General features: G+C 63.5%; 16 protein-coding genes. 10 read left to right on the forward strand and 6 right to left on the reverse strand.

Annotation, left to right across the window (positions count from 1 at the left end; translation table 11 throughout):
• Positions 1–261: 261 nt before the first annotated feature.
• From K6N12_RS20965 to K6N12_RS20975, 3 genes are all read right to left on the reverse strand, one after another.
• Positions 262–1,494: an ABC transporter substrate-binding protein gene (locus K6N12_RS20965; RefSeq protein ID WP_097627904.1), complete on the reverse strand. Its 1,233-nt coding sequence runs from the start codon at positions 1,492–1,494 to the stop codon at positions 262–264.
• A 62-nt stretch (positions 1,495–1,556) separates the two neighbouring features.
• Positions 1,557–2,459 carry a sugar phosphate isomerase/epimerase family protein gene (locus tag K6N12_RS20970; protein WP_131711321.1) on the reverse strand — a complete coding sequence of 301 codons (903 nt, stop codon included), beginning with the start codon at positions 2,457–2,459 and terminating at the stop codon, positions 1,557–1,559.
• An 11-nt stretch (positions 2,460–2,470) separates the two neighbouring features.
• Complete coding sequence (locus K6N12_RS20975) at positions 2,471–3,505, reverse strand: Gfo/Idh/MocA family protein (RefSeq protein ID WP_097627902.1); 1,035 nt, start codon at positions 3,503–3,505, stop codon at positions 2,471–2,473.
• 135 nt (positions 3,506–3,640) lie between these two features.
• Here K6N12_RS20975 and K6N12_RS20980 point away from each other — a divergent pair, with 135 nt between their 5' ends.
• Positions 3,641–4,699: a substrate-binding domain-containing protein gene (locus K6N12_RS20980; RefSeq protein ID WP_097627901.1), complete on the forward strand. Its 1,059-nt coding sequence runs from the start codon at positions 3,641–3,643 to the stop codon at positions 4,697–4,699.
• 6 nt (positions 4,700–4,705) lie between these two features.
• Here K6N12_RS20980 and K6N12_RS20985 read toward each other — a convergent pair whose 3' ends face one another.
• Positions 4,706–6,043 (reverse strand): LLM class flavin-dependent oxidoreductase, encoded by a 1,338-nt coding sequence (locus K6N12_RS20985; RefSeq protein ID WP_097627900.1) that lies wholly within the window; start codon positions 6,041–6,043, stop codon positions 4,706–4,708.
• A gap of 322 nt (positions 6,044–6,365) precedes the next feature.
• Here K6N12_RS20985 and K6N12_RS20990 point away from each other — a divergent pair, with 322 nt between their 5' ends.
• Positions 6,366–7,583, forward strand: coding sequence for an SfnB family sulfur acquisition oxidoreductase (locus K6N12_RS20990; RefSeq protein ID WP_097627899.1), 1,218 nt, complete (start codon positions 6,366–6,368; stop codon positions 7,581–7,583).
• A gap of 79 nt (positions 7,584–7,662) precedes the next feature.
• Here the strand turns inward: K6N12_RS20990 and K6N12_RS20995 are convergent, their stop codons facing one another.
• Positions 7,663–8,871, reverse strand: coding sequence for an acyl-CoA dehydrogenase family protein (locus K6N12_RS20995; RefSeq protein ID WP_097627898.1), 1,209 nt, complete (start codon positions 8,869–8,871; stop codon positions 7,663–7,665).
• A gap of 80 nt (positions 8,872–8,951) precedes the next feature.
• The gene (locus tag K6N12_RS21000) at positions 8,952–9,998 is read right to left on the reverse strand and encodes a substrate-binding domain-containing protein (protein WP_097627897.1); all 1,047 of its coding nucleotides are present in this window, start codon (positions 9,996–9,998) and stop codon (positions 8,952–8,954) included.
• A gap of 235 nt (positions 9,999–10,233) precedes the next feature.
• On the opposite strand from K6N12_RS21000, the gene K6N12_RS21005 reads away from it, so the two are divergent.
• The 8 genes from K6N12_RS21005 (at position 10,234) to K6N12_RS21040 (ending at position 19,351) form a co-directional block, all read left to right on the forward strand.
• The gene (locus K6N12_RS21005) at positions 10,234–11,718 is read left to right on the forward strand and encodes a sugar ABC transporter ATP-binding protein (RefSeq protein WP_097627896.1); all 1,485 of its coding nucleotides are present in this window, start codon (positions 10,234–10,236) and stop codon (positions 11,716–11,718) included.
• A complete protein-coding gene (locus K6N12_RS21010) occupies positions 11,715–12,776 on the forward strand; it encodes an ABC transporter permease (protein WP_097627895.1) in 1,062 nt (353 codons plus the stop codon). Before K6N12_RS21005 ends, K6N12_RS21010 begins: the two co-directional genes overlap by 4 nt.
• 17 nt (positions 12,777–12,793) lie before the next feature.
• Entirely contained in the window at positions 12,794–14,191 is a 1,398-nt protein-coding gene (locus tag K6N12_RS21015; protein ID WP_097627894.1) for an LLM class flavin-dependent oxidoreductase, read from the forward strand.
• A 122-nt stretch (positions 14,192–14,313) separates the two neighbouring features.
• Positions 14,314–15,924, forward strand: coding sequence for an ABC transporter substrate-binding protein (locus tag K6N12_RS21020; protein WP_097627893.1), 1,611 nt, complete (start codon positions 14,314–14,316; stop codon positions 15,922–15,924).
• A gap of 40 nt (positions 15,925–15,964) precedes the next feature.
• Positions 15,965–16,954: an ABC transporter permease gene (locus tag K6N12_RS21025; protein ID WP_097627892.1), complete on the forward strand. Its 990-nt coding sequence runs from the start codon at positions 15,965–15,967 to the stop codon at positions 16,952–16,954.
• Positions 16,951–17,784 (forward strand): ABC transporter permease, encoded by an 834-nt coding sequence (locus tag K6N12_RS21030; RefSeq protein ID WP_097627891.1) that lies wholly within the window; start codon positions 16,951–16,953, stop codon positions 17,782–17,784. The genes K6N12_RS21025 and K6N12_RS21030 overlap by 4 nt, the downstream gene beginning before the upstream one ends.
• Positions 17,781–18,575 (forward strand): ABC transporter ATP-binding protein, encoded by a 795-nt coding sequence (locus tag K6N12_RS21035; protein ID WP_097627890.1) that lies wholly within the window; start codon positions 17,781–17,783, stop codon positions 18,573–18,575. The genes K6N12_RS21030 and K6N12_RS21035 overlap by 4 nt, the downstream gene beginning before the upstream one ends.
• The gene (locus K6N12_RS21040) at positions 18,572–19,351 is read left to right on the forward strand and encodes an ABC transporter ATP-binding protein (RefSeq protein WP_097627889.1); all 780 of its coding nucleotides are present in this window, start codon (positions 18,572–18,574) and stop codon (positions 19,349–19,351) included. The genes K6N12_RS21035 and K6N12_RS21040 overlap by 4 nt, the downstream gene beginning before the upstream one ends.
• Positions 19,352–19,357: the final 6 nt, after the last annotated feature.

Consider the following 19,357-nt stretch of genomic DNA (forward strand, 5'->3'; position numbering starts at 1 on the left):
GGCCGCCTGGCGCATGATGCGGAAGACGGCCCCTGCCGGGAGGAAATGGTTGATGGCCTTCGCCATCGGTGGGTAGTCCCCTTCTCCCCCGCGGGGAGAAGGTGGCGGCAGCCGGATGAGGGGGCGCCGAGTTCGGCGCTTGCTATTCTTCACTTGCGTTCAGAATGCTCGTCGCTTGCGCTCCTCACCCCCCTCATCTGCCCTTCGGGCATCTTCTCCCCGTTGGGGAGAAGAGGGAGCGAACGGCCGGCTCGACGCTGGCTAGCCTAAAACAGCCTTAATCTTATCCGCGGCCTGGTCGAGTGCGTCCTTCGGGCTCATCTGGCCGGTCAGCGCCGCCTGGATGGCGTCCTGGATCGCCTTGGAGATCTTCGGCCATTGCGGATGGGGCCCACGCGGCTTGGCGTATTTCAGCTGTTCGAGGAAGACTTTGAGGGCGGCGTCCTTCAGCGGCTGGCCGGTCTCGGGAATGGTGATATCGGAACGGGCCGGAAGCTGGCCGAAATTCTTGAACATCTTGTCGTCCTGCGAGGCGAAATATTCGAGCGCCTTGAAGGCTTCGGCCGGATGTTTGCTGCTGGCGAAAATCGCCCAGTTGAAGTCGCCCATGGCCGACGAGCGTTCGGCCCCTTCCTTGGGAACCGGAAGCAGGGTGACGCCCCAGTCGAACTTCGCTTCCTGGGTCATGCGGTCGAGCTCCCAGGGACCGGAAATCGCCATGGCCGCATTGCCGGAGTTGAATGTGCCGGTGGAATCCCACTGGCCGCGCGTCAGCGTATCCGGAGACGCGAGCTTCTCGTCCATGATCGTCTTCCAGATCCCGAGTGCCTTCACCGCGCCGTCGGCATTGACATGCTCATAGCTGCCGCCGCCCATCTGCGCCCAGGGAAGGAACTGGAAGGTGCCCTCCTCATTGGCCTTGGCCGAGAAAGCGAGGCCGTAGACGTTCTTGGCAGGGTCGGTCAGCTTGCGCGCATCCTCGACCAGCTCATCCCAGGTCTGCGGCGGCTTCGCCGGATCGAGGCCCTTGGCCTTGAACATGTCCTTGTTGTAGTAGAGCGCGATCGTGTTCGTCGCTTTCGGCACGCCGTAATATTTGCCGTCCCATTCGACCGATTTCAGCGGCCCGGGGAAATAATTATCCGGCTTGATGACGCTCGACTTGGCGATCATGTCGGTGAGGTCGAGGAAGGCGCCGCGCGACGAGAACATCGCATGCTCCGGATTGTCGACGGCAATGATATCGGGCGCCTGGCCGGTGGCGTAGGCGCGCATGGCCTCGGTGACGACGTCGTCGAACTGGATCAGCCGATATTCGATCTTGATGCCGTTGTTCTGGGCGTTGAACTCCTTGACGAGGTTCGGCGCCGGCTGGGTGTCCTTATCCAGCGACCAGAGCGTCAGCGTGACGTCCTCGGCCTTGGCCGAAAGGCCGAAGAGTGAAACGCCTGCAAGCGCCAGAGCGCCGAGAATTGCATATTTGCGGATAGCCATGGTTCTCCTCCTTTGTGGTTATCCCCGTGTCCGGCAATTCCTCCTTGCCGGAAACGATATCATCAGACCGGATCGACGACGAATTCGCCGCCCCGGGCATGCTTGAGGTGGTTGAGCGCATAGACCTGGCCGGTCATTTCGAGTTCGTCGCGATAGACCGGGTCGTGCCAGCCTTCGATGTCGATCGAGCCGGACCAGCCGGCAAGGCGCAGCTCGGAAATGATGTCGGTCCAGTTGCTGTCGCCGAAGCCCGGCGTACGCATGAAGACGAATTTCTCCTTGCCGAAGATGCCGTGTTCCTTGATGATCTCCCAGCGGATGGTCGCGTCCTTGCCGTGGACGTGAAAGAACTTGTGCGCCCATTTGCGGATCTGCGGCATGGGGTCGATCAGATAGACCATCTGATGGCACGGTTCCCATTCCAGCCCGATATGGTCGTCCGGCGTCTCGTTGAAGATTAGCTCCCAGGCATCCGGATTATGGGCGATGTTCCAGTCGCCGGTCGCCCAGTTGCCGTCCATGGCGCAGTTCTCGAAGGCGATCTTGATGCCCTTATCGGCGGCGCGCTTGGCGAGCTCGCTCCAGATCTGCTTGTAGCGGGGTAAACTGTCGGTCAGCGGTTTGCCGCGGACGCGGCCAGTGAAGCCGGCGACGCAAGATGCGCCGAAGTGATGGGCATTGTCGATGCAGTCCTTCCAGCCCTGCAGTGTTTCCAGGTCGATGGCGCTCTCTTCCAGCGGATTGCCGAACATGCCGAGCGTCGAGATGGTGATGTCGCGGTCGCCGATCACCTCGAGGCAGCGCTTGCCGAGTTCGGCGAGGTTCTGCCCCTTGGTCGTCTGCCAGAAGAAGGGTTCGAAGCTTTCGAAGCCCATGTCGGCAATCTCGCCGATGCGCGTGGCGGCATCGCCCTTGTTGCCGCTGACCATGGTGCCGATGCGAATGGATTTTGCAGGGTTGCTCACGTCACGTCATCCTATGCTGAAATTTCGATACGCTTGCCGGTCTTGGCGCTTTCGATCGCGCCGAAGACCATGGCGAGGCTTCGGATATTGTCGGAATTGACCGTTTCGGGATGTTTGCCGGTGCGGATCGCCGCGATGAAATCGGCGATGACGCTGGCATGGCCGTGGGTTTCCGCCTCATGTTCCGGACCGGGAACGTTTACGGCGGCAGAGCCGCGCAACAGGCCGGGCTCCTCGCCGGCAACGGTCGCCTTGAAATTTTCCTCGCCGTCCCAGGTGAGCATGCCCTTCGAGCCGACGAGACGCCATTGGCTTTCCCAACTGGTGCGCTCGCCCTCGGCGCACCAGGAGCCGCGATAGGTGAAGACGATGTCGTCGGAGAATTCGAAGATGGCGTTCGCCGAGGCTGCGTGCCGGTACCACGACCCCTTCGGATTGCGCTCGACGCAATAGACGGCGAGCGGTTTCCGGTCGGCGACGTAACGAGCCGCATCGAAAGTGTGGATCGCCATGTCGAGCAGCAGGACATTGTCCATTTCTTCACGGAAGCCGCCGAAATGCGGCGCGAGGAAGAAATCGCAATGAATGCCGGTGAGTTCGCCGATCGCGCCGCTGTCGACGAAGCGGCGCAGGCGCCGGATGCCCGAGATGAAACGGCGGTTCTGGATGACGGCGTGGATCCGGCCTGTTTCGGCGGCAAGGTCGATCAGCGCGGCGCCCTCGGCAAGCGAGGCGGCCATCGGCTTTTCGCTAAGCACGTGGCAGCCAGCCTTGAGCGCCGTCGAAACGACATCGTAACGGGCGGCCGGAATGACGATGTCGAAGACCAGATCGGCCTTGGTGGCGGCGATGACCTCGGAGAGATCCGAGCCGATGACGGCGCTCTCGAGTCCGAACTCGGCAGCGAGCTTTTCCGCCGTCTCTCGGTTGAGGTCGACGAGGCCGACGATATCGATGGAGTCAGCCAGTTGAGGGTTGGACGCAATGGCGCGCAACCAACCTTTGGACATAGCTCCGCACCCGCACAGAATGGCACCGAATTTCACGATTTCCTCCAGGGAATGGCGCCAACTCTCCTCGTGACACGCACTCCGTAAACGTTTACGACTGTAGGCGAAAACATTTTGCGGTGTCAATAGACGCCAAATGGGAAATTACGGACGGGAGGAAAATCGTCAGCGATGAAGGGGATTCGCCAGCTTGCCGAACAGTTGAATATCTCGATCGGCACGGTCTCCCGGGCGCTGAACGGCAAGCCCGATGTCAATCAGGAAACCCGCCGGCGGGTGTTGGCGGCGGCCGAGGAACTCGGTTACGTCGCCAACCAGTCGGGACGGAGTCTCAGACAAGGAGAGACGAAGGTCATCGGGCTGATGATCGAATCCAGCATGGAGGCGGTCGAAAATGCCGACAACTTCTTCCTCGGCGTCACCAGCGGCCTGCAAAGCGTCTTTGCCTGCCACAAACTCGACCTGATCATGCTACCCTGCCCGAGCGACGAGGATCCGCACGAATATCTGAAGCGAATGGTGGCGCGCCGGATCGTCGATGCGATGATCATCTCCAATACGCAGCGCTTCGACCGGCGCATCGATCTTCTGTCGCGGGCAAAGATCCCCTTCGTTGCGGTCGGCCGCAGCCTTTCCCCAGGCAATTTCCCCTGGATCGACCTCGATTTCGAAGGCGTGGCCGAACGCGCCGTCGACCGGCTGGTCGCGCGCGGCCACCGCCGGATCGCGATCACGGCGCCGTCGAGCGATGTCAACCTGGGCCATGTCTTTCTAGAGAGTTATCGCCGCGCGCTCGCGCGGCACGGTATCGCTTTCGATCCGTCTCTCGTCATTCGCGTCAAGTCGAGCGAACAGGGCGGCTACCAGGCGGCCCATGAGCTGCTGCTGCTCGAAGAGCGGCCGACGGCGGTGATCCTGATCTACGAGCTGATGGCGATCGGCCTTTACCGCCGCCTGATGGAATCGGGCGTCATGCCCGGCCGCGACCTTGCCGTGATCGGCTTCCGCGATGCCCCGCGCGCACGGTTCCTAAACCCTTCGCTCAGCTGCTTCCGTATGTCGCTCTACGATCTCGGCGTCGCGCTCGGACAGACGCTTCTCGCCCATGTGCCGGCCTATCGCGCGTTCTATCCCGAAGGGGGGCGCAATATTGTCTGGCCGCTCGAACTGGTGCCGGGGGAAAGCGACGCGTTTGAGATCGCGACGGCGAAAAGGAGTTCGAGCGGTTGACACGCCTCACGTGGGGGGTGCGAAAAACCGGTTCTCCGGCCGCGGCAAACCAAGATGCTCACGCAGCGTCGTGCCGTCATATTCGCTGCGGAACAGGCCGCGGCGCTGAAGCTCCGGAACCAGTCGCTCGGTGACGTCAAGAAGACCCTGCGGCAGATAGGGGAAGACGATATTGAAGCCGTCCGAGCCTTCCTCCTCCAACCAGCGTTCCATCTCGTCGGCAATGCTTGCCGGCGTGCCGACGAAGGCGAGGCCGGCATAGCCGCCGTAACGCTGCGCCAGCTGGCGGACGTTCAGCTTCTCCTCGGCGGCAAGCTTCAGCACCTGGGCGCGGCCGGTCTTGCTGGCATTGGTGTCGGGAATATCTGATGGTAGCGGTGCGTCGGGATCGAAGCCGGAAACGTCATGGCCGAGCGCGATCGAAAGCGAGGCGATGGCGCTGTCGTAGTGCACCAGGCTGTCGAGGGTGGCGCGTTTGGCCCGCGCTTCATCGATCGTATCGGCGACGATAACGAAGGCGGCGGGCAGGATCTTCAGATGGTCGCGGTTGCGGCCGATCGTTTCCATGCGTCCCTTGATATCGGCATAAAGCGCCTTGCCGGCGGCAAGATCGCGCGGCGAACAGAAGACCATTTCGGCAGTCTCGGCGGCAAGCTGGCGGCCGGGGTCCGACTGGCCGGCCTGGACGATGACAGGCCAGCCCTGCGGCGGCCGGGCGATATTGAGCGGTCCGCGGACGCTCAGTTCCTCGCTCTTGTGGCCGAGCACATGCATCTTCTCCGGATCGAAGAACAGGCCGCTTTTCCGGTCGCGGATGAAGGCATCGTCGGCGAAACTATCCCAAAGCCCGGTGACCACATCATAGAATTCCCGGGCGCGATGATAGCGCTCGCCATGCTCCACATGTTCGTCGAGGCCGAAGTTGAGCGCGGCATCAGGGTTCGACGTCGTAACGATGTTCCAGCCGGCGCGGCCGCCGCTGATATGGTCGAGCGAGGCGAAACGCCGGGCAATGTGATAGGGCTCGTCGAACGTGGTGGAGGCCGTGGCGACGAGGCCGATGCGCTCCGTCACCGCCGCCAGCGCCGAGAGCAGCGTAAAGGGCTCGAAGGAGGTCACGGTGTGGCTGCGCCTCAGCGCCTCGACCGGCATGTTGAGCACAGCAAGATGATCGGCCATGAAGAAGGCGTCGAATTTCGCCCGTTCCAGCGCCTGCGCGAAGGACTTCAGATGGGCGAAATTGAAATTGGCGTCGGGATAAGAACCGGGATAGCGCCAGGCGCCGGTATGCAGGCTGACGGGGCGCATGAAGGCGCCGAGGCGCAACTGCCGTGAACGGGTCATGATTTTCCTCATGGATCGGGCAAGGCGGCCGCCCTGCCCCGCATTGGGCGTTCTTTCTGCAACCGGCGCGGTGACGCACCTGACATCGGTTACGTAGGAGGTCGCCGTCGTCAAATCGAGACCGGGAACGCCGGTTCTGGGCAGGAATTTTATCGCTTCCCAGGCGATGTCGTCGCACGAGTGTCCGACCGCAACACTAATCGCGGCGATCCAAGCCCGATGAGCAAACACTTTTCATTTTCTATCGCATCTATAGAATTTGTGCTCTTATCTCGACGCTTAATTTCTTTCACCGATAGGCTCGTCAGAATTGGAGACATCGATGAACACCGTGCTGAGGCAAGCAGATCAGATCCGGCCCCTGGCCGACCGTATCGGCAGCGATGATGAGGCGATCGCCACCGCCCGCAGACTGGCGGCGCAATTTGCCGCACGCGCAGCCGAGCGCGACGCCGACCGGATCCTGCCGTTTAGCGAACTGGATCTTCTCGCCCAGTCCGGCCTTCTGGCGATCACCGTGCCGGCGCAATATGGCGGGCTCGACGTCTCCAACGCCGTGCTTGCCGAGATCACGGCGATCCTGTCTGAGGCGGATGGTTCGATCGGCCAGATCCCGCAGAACCATTTCTATATCCTCGAGGCGCTCAGAACCGACGGCGGCGAGGAGCAGCAGCGCTATTTCTTTGGTCGCGTGCTGGCCGGCGATCGTTTCGGCAACGCGCTATCCGAGCGCGGCACCAAGACGGTCGGCCACTACAATACGCGCATCACCCGCGACGGTCCGGGTTACCGGATCAACGGCCGCAAGTTCTATTCCACAGGCGTGCTCTTCGCCGACTGGATCACTGTCTTCGCCCTCGATCCGGAGGAGCGGCTGACCATGGCCTTCGTGCCGAAGGGCACCGAAGGTGTCGAGATCGTCGACGATTGGGACGGTTTCGGCCAGCGCACCACCGGCAGCGGCACGACGATCCTCGACAATGTCTATGTCAGCGCCGATTCCGTCGTCTTCCATCACAAGGGTTTCGAGCGGCCGACGACGATCGGCTCCGTCGGCCAGATCATCCATGCCGGCGTCGATCTCGGCATCGCCAGGGCTGCCTTCGCCGAAACGCTTGATTTCGTCAGGACGAAATCGCGCCCCTGGATGGATAGCGGCCTCGACCGGGCTTCCGACGATCCGCTGACGATCGCTAGGGTCGGCCAGATCGCCATCCGGCTCGAAGCGGCAACCGCTCTTGTCGAGCGCGCCGGCCACAAGGTCGATGCCGCGCAGATCGAGACGACGGAGCAAAAAGTGATCGAGGCAACGCTGGCAGTCGCTGCGGCGAAGGTGCTGACGACCGAAGTGGCGCTTGAGGCCTCGAACACGCTTTTCGAGCTTGCCGGAACCTCGTCGGTACAGACAGGCCTCAACCTCGACCGCCACTGGCGCAATGCCCGCACCCATACGCTGCACGATCCCGTGCGGTGGAAATATCACGTCGTCGGCAACTACCATTTGAACGGCGTAACGCCACCGAAGAACGGCGCGCTCTGAAATCTTCCCCTCTTTCAACCGAAAACCCCACCGCCGGTGCCGGCAGTGGGGTTTTTGCTTTCGATGAAAGATGACCGCCTCAGCTATAGAGGCTGACCTCCGGTATCTTGTCGTTCAGCGCGAATTCACCGACTTCCTTCGCCTTGTAGAAGACGGGATCGTGCAGCGTATGGGTGCGGACATTGCGCCAGAACCGGTCGAAACGGTATTTGTCGGCCGTTGAGCGTGCGCCCGTCAGCTCGAAGACGCGCGAGGTGATGTCGAGCGAAACATGAGTGGCGTGGACTTTGGCGGCATAGGCTTCCGCCGCCGCTTCGCCACGCTCGCGCGCCGTCACATCGCGGCCGCGGGCAAGGCCCGCCTGCACGGCGGCTGCCGCACTGTCGGCAAGGGCCGCCGATGCCTTCAGCGCGGCGGTGAATTCGCCGACGCGTTCGAGGATATAAGGATCATCCGCCGCCCGCTCGACACCCGAGGTGATCCATGGCCGGGTCGTGTTGCGGACGTAATCGACGGCCGCCTGCAGCGCGCCCTCCGCGGTGCCGAGATAGAAATTGACGAAGACCAGTTGGATGAACGGCGTATTGAAGGTCGACAGCACCGGCGGCGCCACATCGGGTGCAGCCGGCGCGTCGACGAAATCCTCCTCGTAGACGGGAAAGTCGCGGAACTCGACGCTGCCGCTGTCCGACAGGCGCTGGCCAATATTGTCCCAGTCGTCGTTGGCGACGTAGCCTGGACGATTGGTCGGCACGGCGAAGCCGGCGATCTTGTCGTCGAGCGCCGCATTGGCATTGATGTAATCGGAAACCCGCGCCGCCGTGGAGAAGGACTTGCGCCCGTTCAGCACATAACCGTTGCCGCGCCTCGTCAGCACCAGCCCGGGATCGCGCGGGTTGACGGCGGCACCCCAATAAAGGTTCTTCGCTACCGTCTCGCTGCCCAGCGCATGGGCGCGTGCCGGATCGAGCGCCCAGTAGATATACTGGCTGTTGACATAGTGGTAGCCGAGCAACTGGCCGATCGAGCTTTCGCCGCGGGAGAGAATGCGCACCAGCTTCAGCCCGTCGACCCAATCAAGGCCGCCGCCGCCGATTTCGCGGGGGTGCAGCGCATTGAGCAGCCCGGCATTCTTCAATTTGACGATTTCGCCAAGCGGCGTGCGGCCTTCGCGGTCGAGGTCTGCGGCGCGCCGCGACAGGTCGGCAGAAATCTCCTCGGCACGGGCAAAGAGGTCTTCGCGCGTCGGGTTGCGGCTGGCCGCGAAGATGACATTGGATTGGCTCATGGGCGGAACTCCAATTCTCCAAAAAGATGATCCGGCGGAAGCCGCAGAGGCTTCCGCCGGAAGGATCGAAGTGCGTGGTCTCAGAACAGCTTGTCCGGGATCCAGCTGGCGGTCGCCGCATCGCTCGTGCTGAAGGCCGGGATCTTTTCGGCCAGTTCCTCGACCGTCTTGACGCCGGCTGCGCGCAGGCTTTCCTGCGTCAGAAGCGTCGGCTTCACGGTGATTTGGTGAGGAACCGTCTGCCCGGCGATTTCGAGGGCGGCGGCGCGAATGGAGACGGCGCCGACGACGGCAGGATTGGTCGCGACGGTCGCAACCCAAGGGCTGCCTTCCTCGGTGATTTCCTGGATATCGGCCGTCGAGACGTCGGCCGAATAGATCTTGAGCTTGTTTGCTATGCCGAGGTCGTTGGCGGCAAGCTTCACGCCGCGGGCGAATTCGTCATAGGGGGCAAAGACCACGGATATATCCGGATTGGCGGTGAGCGCGGCCTTCGCCTGGTCGGCGGTCGAGGTCGCGGTCGTGTCGCTGACATTGCCGAAGCGGGCCTTTTCGACCACGCCTGAATTGTCCGACTTGAACTTGTCCCAGACCTCGTTGCGGCGGTCGAGCGGCGCAAAGCCGGCGACATAGACATAACCGGCGTTGAAGCTGTTGCCGTTGTCCTTCACCACCTGCTCGAGTGCCAGCGAGGCAAGCTCGTGGTCGCTCTGCTCCACCTGCGGGATTTTGGGATTGTTGAGGTTGACGTCGAAGGCCACGACCTTGATGCCCTTGTCGAGCGCCTGCTGCACGACGTCGCCCAGCGATTCCGGCAGGCCGTGGTCGATGACGATGCCGGAGACGCCGAGATTGATCGCCTGGAGGATCTGTTCGCGCTGTTCTGCGGCATCCTGCCGTCCCGGGAAGATGCGCAGGTCGATATCCAGCGCCTTGGCCTGGGCTTCAGCGCCCGCCTGATAGGCCTGGAAGAAGTCGCCGGCCGAGATGTAGCTGATCAGCGCGACCTTGACGCCGCCCTTGTCGAAGGGGGCCGGGGCGCCGGACAGGCCGTCGGCCTTTGCGCCTTGAATGAAAATGAACGGAATGACGGCGGCAGACAGTGCGAGCCGTGCGAGGGATTTCATCGTCGCGTTCCTTCTAGCAAATCGGAGGCGTCGTCTGACAGGTCTGGAAGCCCTCGCGACGTGTTGAATTATTAGATATAATCTCTATGTATTTAGTAGAGTAAATGATCCGATTTTACCGGCTGCGGGAGATTCTTTGTTCCCCGAGCGCCGCTCGCCGGGGAAAGCCGTGCCTGGAGTTCGACCGCCCGGACGGGGCACACTCCGGCTTCGAATGCAGTCCCGGACACTATCGATGCCGCTTCTTCACATTGAAAATATCACCCGCAGTTTCGGGTCGACGCGGGCGCTTGCCGGTGCCGATCTTTCGATAGAGCGCGGTGAGATCGTGGCGCTGATGGGTGCAAACGGTGCGGGCAAATCGACGCTGGTCAAGATTCTTTCCGGCGTGCTTCCGGCCGATAGCGGCGCGATCAATCTGGATGGTCGTCCGTTTGCGCCGCGCAGTCCGGCCGAAGCGGCAAAGGCCGGCGTCGTCACCGTGCATCAGTCGACGGATCTCGTCGGTGCCGCCGGCCTGACGGTTGCCGATGCCCTGCTGCTCAACCGGTTCGCCGATCGCAGCACGCCCTTCTTCGTCTCGCGTGTCGGCATCCGCCGTGCCGCGCAGTCCATGCTCGATGCCGCCGGCTTCAGTCTGCCGCTGGACCGTGATTTCGGTGAACTCACCAGCGCCGATCGGCAGCTGGTGGCGATCGCCCGGGCGCTTGCCAACCACGCCGATCTTCTCATTCTCGACGAGCCGACGGCATGCCTTTCCGGAGAGGAAAGCCGGCGCCTCTTCGATATTCTGCTTAGGCTTCGCAAGCGCGGACTGGCGATCCTTTATATCTCGCATCGTACCGCCGATCTCGAAGCCATCGCCGACCGCGCGCTCGTCATGCGCGGCGGCCGCGTCGTCGGCACTTTCTCGCGGCCGATGGATTTTTCGAGCGCCATCGAGACGATGATCGGCCGCAGACTGGAGGCGGCTCGGCCGGATGCGCGGCCTGCGACCGGTCCGGCGATTTTCGAGATGCGCGATATTAGACTGCTCTCTGGGGCCACCTCCTTCAATCTGTCATTACATGAGGGTGAGGTGGTGGCGGTGACCGGTGTGCTCGGCGCCGGCAAGAGCCGGCTGCTCCAGGCGATCTTCGGCGTGACGGCGCTTGCCGGCGGCACAATGTTCCTCGATGGCCGGCCGTACCGGCCGAAAGGCCCGGTTGATGCAATCGCGGCGGGTGTCGCCATGGCCGCCGAAGACCGTCATCGCTCCTCGCTGATGCCGCCGGCATGGCCGGGCCATTCGCTGTCGGCGACGATCAGCCTGCCGCACCTTGGCAAATGGTATCCGAGCGGCTTCCTTGTCGGCGGCCGTGAACGACGCGAGGCCGAACAGGCAATCGCGCGTCTCGGCATCAAGGCCGCGGGTCCGCTCGCCTCGGTCTGGTCGCTGTCCGGTGGCAACCAGCAGAAGGCGGTGATCGCTCGCTGGGAGGCCGAACCGAGCCGGCTTCTGTTGCTCGACGAACCCTTCCAGGGCGTCGATGTCGGTGCCCGTCACGACATCATCCGGGCAATCCGGGCCCGCACCGACCGGGCGACGCTGATTGCGACCTCCGACCCGGAGGAGGCCTATGAGGTGGCCGACCGCTTCCTCGTCATCGACCGCCACGTGTTGAGGCCCGCGGCAGACGGGGCCGCTCTTGCCTCTGCCATCCAGGGAATATCCGCATGACGACGATCGACGACGACACACTTCCACAGGCAAGCGTCCGGCCGAAGGCATCGCCGCAAGCCGATAACGGCCGTCTCGCCGCCCTCGGGGCGTTCCTGCGGGCGGGCGCGGTGTTCATCCTGCTGGCACTGCTCGTCGTCGGTTTCACCTTCGCCCAGCCCGCTTTCATCAATATCGCCAATCTGATGAGCATCCTGCAGGCGGTTTCCGTCGTCGCCATTCTCGGCGCCGGCGTCACGGTCACGCTGGCCGTCGGCGGTTTCGACCTGTCGATCGGCGCGGTCGCCGCATCCAGCGTGATGGCGGCCAGCTATGCGATGATCGTCTGGGGCCTTGATGCCTATGCGACGGTGCCGCTGGTGCTCGCCTTTGGCGCTCTGGTCGGTCTCGTCAACGCCTTCCTCATCGTCCGCCTGAAGGTGCCGGATCTCTTGGCGACGCTGGCGATGATGTTTCTGCTTTCCGGCCTGCAGTTGATCCCGACCGCCGGCCGGTCGATTTCGGCCGGCCTCACTCTACCCGACGGGTCGAAGGCGACCGGCGCCTACGATCCGGCCTTCCTGCTGATCGGCCGCTACAGCATCCTCGGCACCCTGCCCGTTTCCGTGGTGCTGATGGCGGTGGTCGCCATCGCACTCTTCATCCTCACCGAACGCACCCGCATCGGTCGGCTGTTGTTTGCGACCGGCGGCAACGAGGTCGCGACCCGGCTTGCCGGCGCTTCGACGGTGCGGCTGAAGACGCTCGCCTATGTCCTATCGGGCACGCTGGCATCGCTCGGCGGCATCGTGATCGCCGCCCGCGTCGGGCGCGGCGACATTTCCTCCGGCGGTTCGCTGCTGATGGATTCTGTTGCTGCCGCGTTGATCGGTTTCGCGGTCTTCAATCTCAGGCGTCCCAACGTGCTCGGCACCATTGCCGGCGCCGTCTTCGTCGGCGTCCTGCTGAACGGCCTCACCATGCTGAACGCTCCCTACTACACCCAGGATTTCGTCAAGGGCGCCGTGCTCGTCGGCGCACTCGCCCTCACCTATGGCCTCGGCCGCAGCAATCCCTAATTCCAAGGAAGAAAGACATGACCCGCGAAATCAGGCTGAACGCCTTCGATATGAATTGCGTCGGACACCAGTCGCCGGGGCTCTGGCGCCATCCGCGTGACAAGTCCTGGACCTACAAGGATCTCGACTATTGGGTGCATCTGGCAAAGACGCTGGAGCGCGGCAAGTTCGATGGACTGTTTATCGCCGACGTGCTCGGCGTCTACGATGTGCTGAACGGCAATGTCGACGCCGCACTTCGCCATTCGGCGCAGGTGCCGGTCAATGATCCGCTGCAGCTGATCCCCACCATGGCCTACGAGACCGAGCACCTCGGCTTCGGCCTGACGGCGTCGCTCTCCTTCGAGTACCCCTACACCTTCGCCCGCCGCATATCGACGCTCGACCATCTAACGAAAGGGCGTGTCGGCTGGAATATCGTCACCTCCTACCTCAACAGCGGGGCGCTCAATATCGGCCAGCCGGCGCAGACGAAGCATGATGACCGCTACGATCTTGCCGAGGAATATCTCGAGGTCTGCTACAAGCTCTGGGAGGGAAGCTGGGAGGACGGCGCCGTCGTCCGCGACCGGGAAAGCGGTATCTTCACCCATCCTGACAAGGTCCACCCGATCCGCCATTCCGGCAAGCATTTCAACGTGCCCGGCATTCACTTGAGCGAACCCTCGCCGCAGCGTACGCCAGTGCTCTACCAGGCCGGCGCCTCCAGCCGCGGCAAGGATTTCGCCGGCGCCCATGCCGAGTGCATCTTCGTCGCATCCCCGTCGAAGCCTGTGCTGAAGCGTTACGTCGCCAATGTCCGCGAGGCGGCCGAACGCGTCGGCCGCAACCCGCGCGAAATCCTTGCCTTCAACCTGCAGACCGTCATCCTCGGCGAAACGGATGCGGAGGCACAGCGGAAGTTTAATGAATACCGCAAATACGCCTCCTTCGAGGGTGCGCTGACGCTGATCTCCGGCTGGACCGGCATCGATTTCGGCCAGTTCGGGCCGGACGAGGTGCTGCGGCACCGCCATACCAATGCGGTGCAATCGGCCGTCGAAACCTTCACCACCATCGATCCCACCAAGGAATGGACGGTGCGCGAAATGGCCGACTGGGTCGGCATCGGCGGTTTCGGCCCGGTTTTCGTCGGCTCGCCGCAGACGGTCGCCGATCTGATGCAGGAATGGATCGAAGACACCGATGTCGACGGCTTCAATCTTGCCTATGCTGTGACGCCCGAAAGTTTCGAGGACGCGGTCGATCTGCTGGTACCGGAACTGCAAAAGCGCGGTGTCTACAAGACCGAATACGCCAAAGGAACGCTGCGCGAAAAGCTCGGGGGAGCAGGGCCGCGGCTCGTCGCGCCACATCCCGGCGCCGCATATCGCAATCTCTTCGACGCGCCCGCACGTGTCGCCGCCAACGGCTGAGCGAATAATGGCTGGGTGACAAAAAATATCTCGCCCAGTCCGACTATTCGAATCTAACCTCTATGACAATTTGCATTTCGCCCTGAATATGGGCACTCGAATTTCACCGATCAGGAGAGGTCATGACCGTACCATCTATCTCGCGGCGCACGCTGATGAAGGGCACCGCCCTGCTCCTTGCCTCGACGGCGCTCGCCCGGCAGGCGCTCGCGCAGACCGCGCCCGCCGGCGGCCGGCTGATCGTTGCAGCCGATTCCGAGCCGAAGAACCTCAATCCCGCCATCGTCGCCTCGAACGGCGTCTTCTTCGTCGCCAGCAAAGTGATCGAGCCGCTCGCCGAAGCGTCGTTCGACGGCAAGGATGGGCTTTCGCCGCGTCTCGCCACCTCCTGGGAAGGCTCGGCCGATGGCCTCTCCGTCACCTTCAAGCTCCGCGACGGCGTCACCTGGCATGATGGCAAGCCGTTTACCTCGGTCGATGTCGCCTTCTCGGCGCTCAACGTCTGGAAGCCGCTGCAGAATCTCGGCCGCCTGGTCTTCGCCAATCTTCAAGCCGTCGATACACCTGACGATTACACCGCCATCTTCCGCTTCTCCAAGCCGACGCCGTTCCAGCTGATCCGTAACGCGCTGCCTGTTGTCACCAGCGTCGTCGCCAAGCACATTTTCGACGGCACCGACATCGCGACCAACCCTGCCAATAACACGCTGATCGGCACCGGGCCGTTCAAGTTCGCCGAACACAAGCCCGGCGAATATTACCGGCTGACGCGCAACGAGAATTACTGGGACAAGGAGCAGCCGAAACTCGACGAGATCATCTTCCGCGTGCTGCCCGATCGCGAAGCGGCGGGTGCAGCGCTCGAAGCAGACGAAATCCAGCTTGCCGCCTTCTCGGCGGTGCCGCTCGCCGATCTCGACCGCATCTCGAAGGTCGCCGGGATCAAGGTGGTTTCGAAGGGCTACGAGGCATTGACCTACCAGCTCGTCGTCGAGATCAATCACCGCCGCAAGGAGCTCTCCGACCTCAGGGTCCGTCAGGCAATCGCCCAGGCGATCGACAAGAAATTCGTGGTCGACACGATCTTCCTCGGTTACGCCGCAGCCTCGACCGGCCCGGTGCCGAAGAATGCGCCGGAGTTCTATACACCCGATGTCGCGACCTATGCGTTCGACCCTGCTGCCGCCAACGAAATCCTCGACAAGGCGGGTTACAGCCAAGGGCCTGACGGCAACCGCTTTTCGCTGAAGCTTCGCCCCGCGCCCTATTTCAACGAGACCCGGCAGTTCGGCGATTACCTTCGCCAGGCGCTCGCCGTGATCGGCATCAATGCGGAGATCGTCAATGCCGATGCGGCCGCGCACCAGAAGGCTGTTTATACCGACCACGACTTCGACCTTGCCGTCGGTCCGCCGGTCTTCCGCGGTGATCCGGCGATCTCCACCACCATTCTCGTCCAGTCCGGGACGCCAGCCGGCGTGCCCTTCTCCAATCAGGGCGGCTACGTCAATCCGGAGCTCGACAAGATCATCAAGCAGGCCTCGGAGACTGTCGACACGGCGGCGCGCACCGATCTGTACCGCAAGTTCCAGCAGCTCGTCGTCGCCGATCTGCCGCTGATCAACGTCGCGGAATGGGGTTTCATCACCGTCGCACGCGACAGCGTGCTCAACGTCGCGGATAACCCGCGTTGGGCTGTCTCGAACTGGGGCGATACGGCGCTGCAATCGTGATAGGATCGGCGGCAATTCTCTTCCAGAGGCCCTGTCCGGCGTGAGACGTGCAATCATCCTCCTGAGGCGCAGGGCGATCAGCAGCATTCCTGTGCTGCTGATCGTGGTGATCTTCACCTTTTTCCTGCTTGAATCCGCCTCGGGCGATGCCGTCGACGCCTATCTTGGCTCGATCGGCGGCGGCGATGCCGCACTTAGGCAGTCGCTGCGCGAGAGCTACGGCCTCGACCAATCGATGTTCGCGCGCCTCTGGCTCTATCTTTCCTCGCTCGCACGCTTCGATCTCGGCTGGTCGGTCGCCTTCGGCCGGCCGGTCGGTGCGCTCATTGCCGAACGCCTGCCCAATACGCTGCTGCTGATGGGCAGCGCGACGGCGCTATCCTTCGGCCTCGGCTCAGCGCTCGGCATCCTTGCCGGAGCGCGGCCGGGCGGTCTGCGTGAGCGGCTGCTGTCGATCGGCTCATTGATCGTCTATGCCATTCCGAGCTTCTGGCTCGGCCTGGTGCTGAGCATCGCCTTTTCGGTGAAGCTGCGCTGGTTTCCGATCGCCGGCGTCGAGACGATCGCTTCCGGCAAGACGGGTTTTTCGCGCGCGCTCGATATCGCCGATCATCTGGTTCTGCCGGTCGGCGCGCTCGCCCTGATCTATCTCGCCTTGTTCCTGCGGGTGATGCGCAGCGGCATGGCCGAGGCCTGGAAGCTTGAATTCGTGCTCTTCGCCCGGGCCAAGGGTCTGTCGCGCAGCCGGATCGTGCTGCGCCATGTCGCGCGCAACGCGCTGCTGCCGCTCGTCACCATGCTCGGGCTGCAATCGGCGGCCATGCTCGGCGGCAGCGTGGTGATCGAGAGCATCTTTGCGATCCCGGGATTCGGGCGGCTGGCGCAGGAGGCGGTCAACGGCCGCGACGCGCCGTTGTTGATGGGCATCATCGTCACCAGCGCCGTCTTGGTCATCTCGGTCAATTTCCTCGTCGATCTCGTCTATGCCGCACTCGACCCGCGCATCGGCGCATCGGAGGGCGGCGCATGAGCTGGCTGCGGCGACTGCTGCGCACGCCGGAAGGTGCTGCAGGATTTGTGATCCTTCTCGTCCTGCTTTCGGCCGGGCTGCTCGCTCCGGTTATTTCGCCGGGCGATCCGCTGAAAATTGCCGGCCGCGCCCTGCTGGCGCCGTTCACCGATCCCGCCTTTCCGCTCGGCACCGACCGTCTCGGCCGCGACTTGCTGGCGGGCCTGCTTTATGGCGCGCGAACCTCGCTGGCCGTCGGCATGGCGGCGGCGTTTGCGGCCATGGTGCTGGGGCTTTGCGTCGGCCTGGCTGCCGGTTTTGCCGGCGGGCTCATCGATGAGGCGCTGATGCGAGTGGTCGACGCCTTCCAGATCGTGCCGGCCTTCCTGCTCGCCTTAGCTTTCGTCAGCACCATCGGCGTGTCGACGCCGGTTGTCGTCCTTGCCATCGCACTCGGCACCTGGGCCGATCCGGCGCGGCTGACGAGGGCGCAGGTGCTGGCGATCCGCGAGCAGGATTACGTCGCCTCGGCAAGGGTAATCGGCATGCATCCGGCCGAGATCGCCTTCCGGGAAATCCTACCCAACGCGCTGCCGCCAGTGCTGGCGCTTTCGGCCACCATCGTCGCCGGTGCGATCCTCACCGAGGCTGCGCTGTCCTTCCTCGGCCTCGGCAATCCCAATATCGCCACCTGGGGTTCGATGATCGCCGAGGGCCGCAGCGTGCTGCGTTCGGCATCCTATCTCTCGGTCATACCGGGTGCGGCACTCGCCGTCACCGTGCTCGGCGTCCATCTCTTCAGCGAGGGTCTCGGCAAGGCGCTTGGCGATGACGGCGTGAGGGCGGCATGAGCGGGATTTTTTTGAGCCTGCGACAGCTTTCGGTCACCTATGGGCGCGGCAGCAGCGGTGCGGCCGCGCTCGACGATATCGACCTTGATATCGTCGCCGGCGAAAGGCTGGCGATCATCGGCGAAAGCGGTTCCGGCAAGAGCACGCTTGCCCGCGCGATTGCCGGTCTGCTGCCGGAGGGAGCGACAGTCCGCGGCGAGATACTTTGGCCCGGCCTTGGCCATCCGACCCGCGCAGGCCGCGATTTCGGCTTCGTCTTCCAGGATCCGGGCTCCAGCCTCAATCCCGTTTTGACGATCGGCGAGCAGATCGCCGAGGGCGCCAGGCGCCATCTCGGCCTCAGCTGGAAACAGGCCTATGTCAGGGCCGAAGAATTGCTTGAGCGGGTACGGATACCGCAGCCCGACAAGGCGATGCGGGCCTTTCCGCATCAGCTCTCCGGCGGCCAGCGCCAGCGCGTGGCGATCGCCGCAGCCATTGCCGCTAGACCTGCGCTGCTGATCGCCGACGAGGCGACCAGCGCGCTCGATGTTGTCGTCCAGGCCGAGATCGTCCGCCTGCTCGACGGGCTGGTGCGCGAGGACGGCATGACGCTGCTCTTCATCACCCACGACATCGCGCTGGCCTCCGGCTTCGTCGACCGCATCGCCGTCTTCCGCAATGCGAGGCTGGTCGAGGCAGGCCCCGTCCGTTCGGTGCTTTCGGCGCCCAAGAGCGACTATACCGCCGCCCTGATCGCCAGCCATCGAGACCTCGCGACGCCGCCGCTGATCGTGGAGGTGCCGTCATGAACGACAGGCTGCTTTCCATCGAAAACCTGTCGAAAGGTTTTTGGTCTGCGGGACGCCGGATTGCCGCTCTCGATAATGTGTCGCTCACCATCGCGGCCGGGGAAACGCTCGGCCTCGTCGGCGCTTCCGGCAGCGGAAAATCGACATTGTCGCGCATCCTGCTGCGGCTCCTCTCGGCCGATGCCGGTTCGATCCGCTTCGAGGGAGAGGATTGGCTCGCGCTGAATGGCGCGCCGTTGCGCCGCCGGCGGGCGCGTATGCAGATGGTGTTTCAGGATTCGCTCGCCGCCTTCAATCCGTTGGCGAGCGTTGGTGCGGTGCTCGACGATCCGCTTCGCATCCACGGCGTCGCACAAAACCGGCGCTCGGGCGAGATCGTCGAGCTGCTGGAGCGCGTCGGCCTTACCGCAGATCATGCCGCCCGGCCGGTGCGGGTACTCTCCGGCGGCCAGCGGCAGCGTGTGGCGATTGCGCGTGCGATTGCGACACGGCCCTCGTTGCTGGTGCTCGACGAGGCAGTCTCGGCGCTCGATGTGACCGTGCGTGGCAGGATCCTCGAGATCCTGGTCGATCTGCAGAAAGAACAGGGCATTGCCTGTCTGTTCATTTCGCACGATCTTGCCGTGGTCCGGGCCGTCTCCCACCGTATCGCCGTCATGGATGGCGGGCGGATCGTCGAGACCGGTCCGGCCGCGGCGGTCGTCGCAGCGCCGCAATCCGAGGCTGCCCGTGCGCTCGTTGCCGCCGTCCCCCGTCTCGTGACCGATCCCTGCTGAAGGAAG

This window comes from Rhizobium redzepovicii (assembly GCF_019793435.1).
Taxonomy (GTDB): domain Bacteria; phylum Pseudomonadota; class Alphaproteobacteria; order Rhizobiales; family Rhizobiaceae; genus Rhizobium; species Rhizobium redzepovicii.

Bases quoted from the DNA above. Each gene is read 5' to 3' on its own strand.
- K6N12_RS20965 (WP_097627904.1), bottom strand. From the start codon at position 1,494: ATGGCTATCCGCAAATATGCAATTCTCGGCGCTCTGGCGCTTGCAGGC.
- K6N12_RS20980 (WP_097627901.1), top strand. From the start codon at position 3,641: ATGAAGGGGATTCGCCAGCTTGCCGAACAGTTGAATATCTCGATCGGC.
- K6N12_RS20985 (WP_097627900.1), bottom strand. From the start codon at position 6,043: ATGACCCGTTCACGGCAGTTGCGCCTCGGCGCCTTCATGCGCCCCGTC.
- K6N12_RS20990 (WP_097627899.1), top strand. From the start codon at position 6,366: ATGAACACCGTGCTGAGGCAAGCAGATCAGATCCGGCCCCTGGCCGAC.
- K6N12_RS20995 (WP_097627898.1), bottom strand. From the start codon at position 8,871: ATGAGCCAATCCAATGTCATCTTCGCGGCCAGCCGCAACCCGACGCGC.
- K6N12_RS21000 (WP_097627897.1), bottom strand. From the start codon at position 9,998: ATGAAATCCCTCGCACGGCTCGCACTGTCTGCCGCCGTCATTCCGTTC.
- K6N12_RS21005 (WP_097627896.1), top strand. From the start codon at position 10,234: ATGCCGCTTCTTCACATTGAAAATATCACCCGCAGTTTCGGGTCGACG.
- K6N12_RS21010 (WP_097627895.1), top strand. From the start codon at position 11,715: ATGACGACGATCGACGACGACACACTTCCACAGGCAAGCGTCCGGCCG.
- K6N12_RS21015 (WP_097627894.1), top strand. From the start codon at position 12,794: ATGACCCGCGAAATCAGGCTGAACGCCTTCGATATGAATTGCGTCGGA.
- K6N12_RS21020 (WP_097627893.1), top strand. From the start codon at position 14,314: ATGACCGTACCATCTATCTCGCGGCGCACGCTGATGAAGGGCACCGCC.
- K6N12_RS21030 (WP_097627891.1), top strand. From the start codon at position 16,951: ATGAGCTGGCTGCGGCGACTGCTGCGCACGCCGGAAGGTGCTGCAGGA.
- K6N12_RS21035 (WP_097627890.1), top strand. From the start codon at position 17,781: ATGAGCGGGATTTTTTTGAGCCTGCGACAGCTTTCGGTCACCTATGGG.
- K6N12_RS21040 (WP_097627889.1), top strand. From the start codon at position 18,572: ATGAACGACAGGCTGCTTTCCATCGAAAACCTGTCGAAAGGTTTTTGG.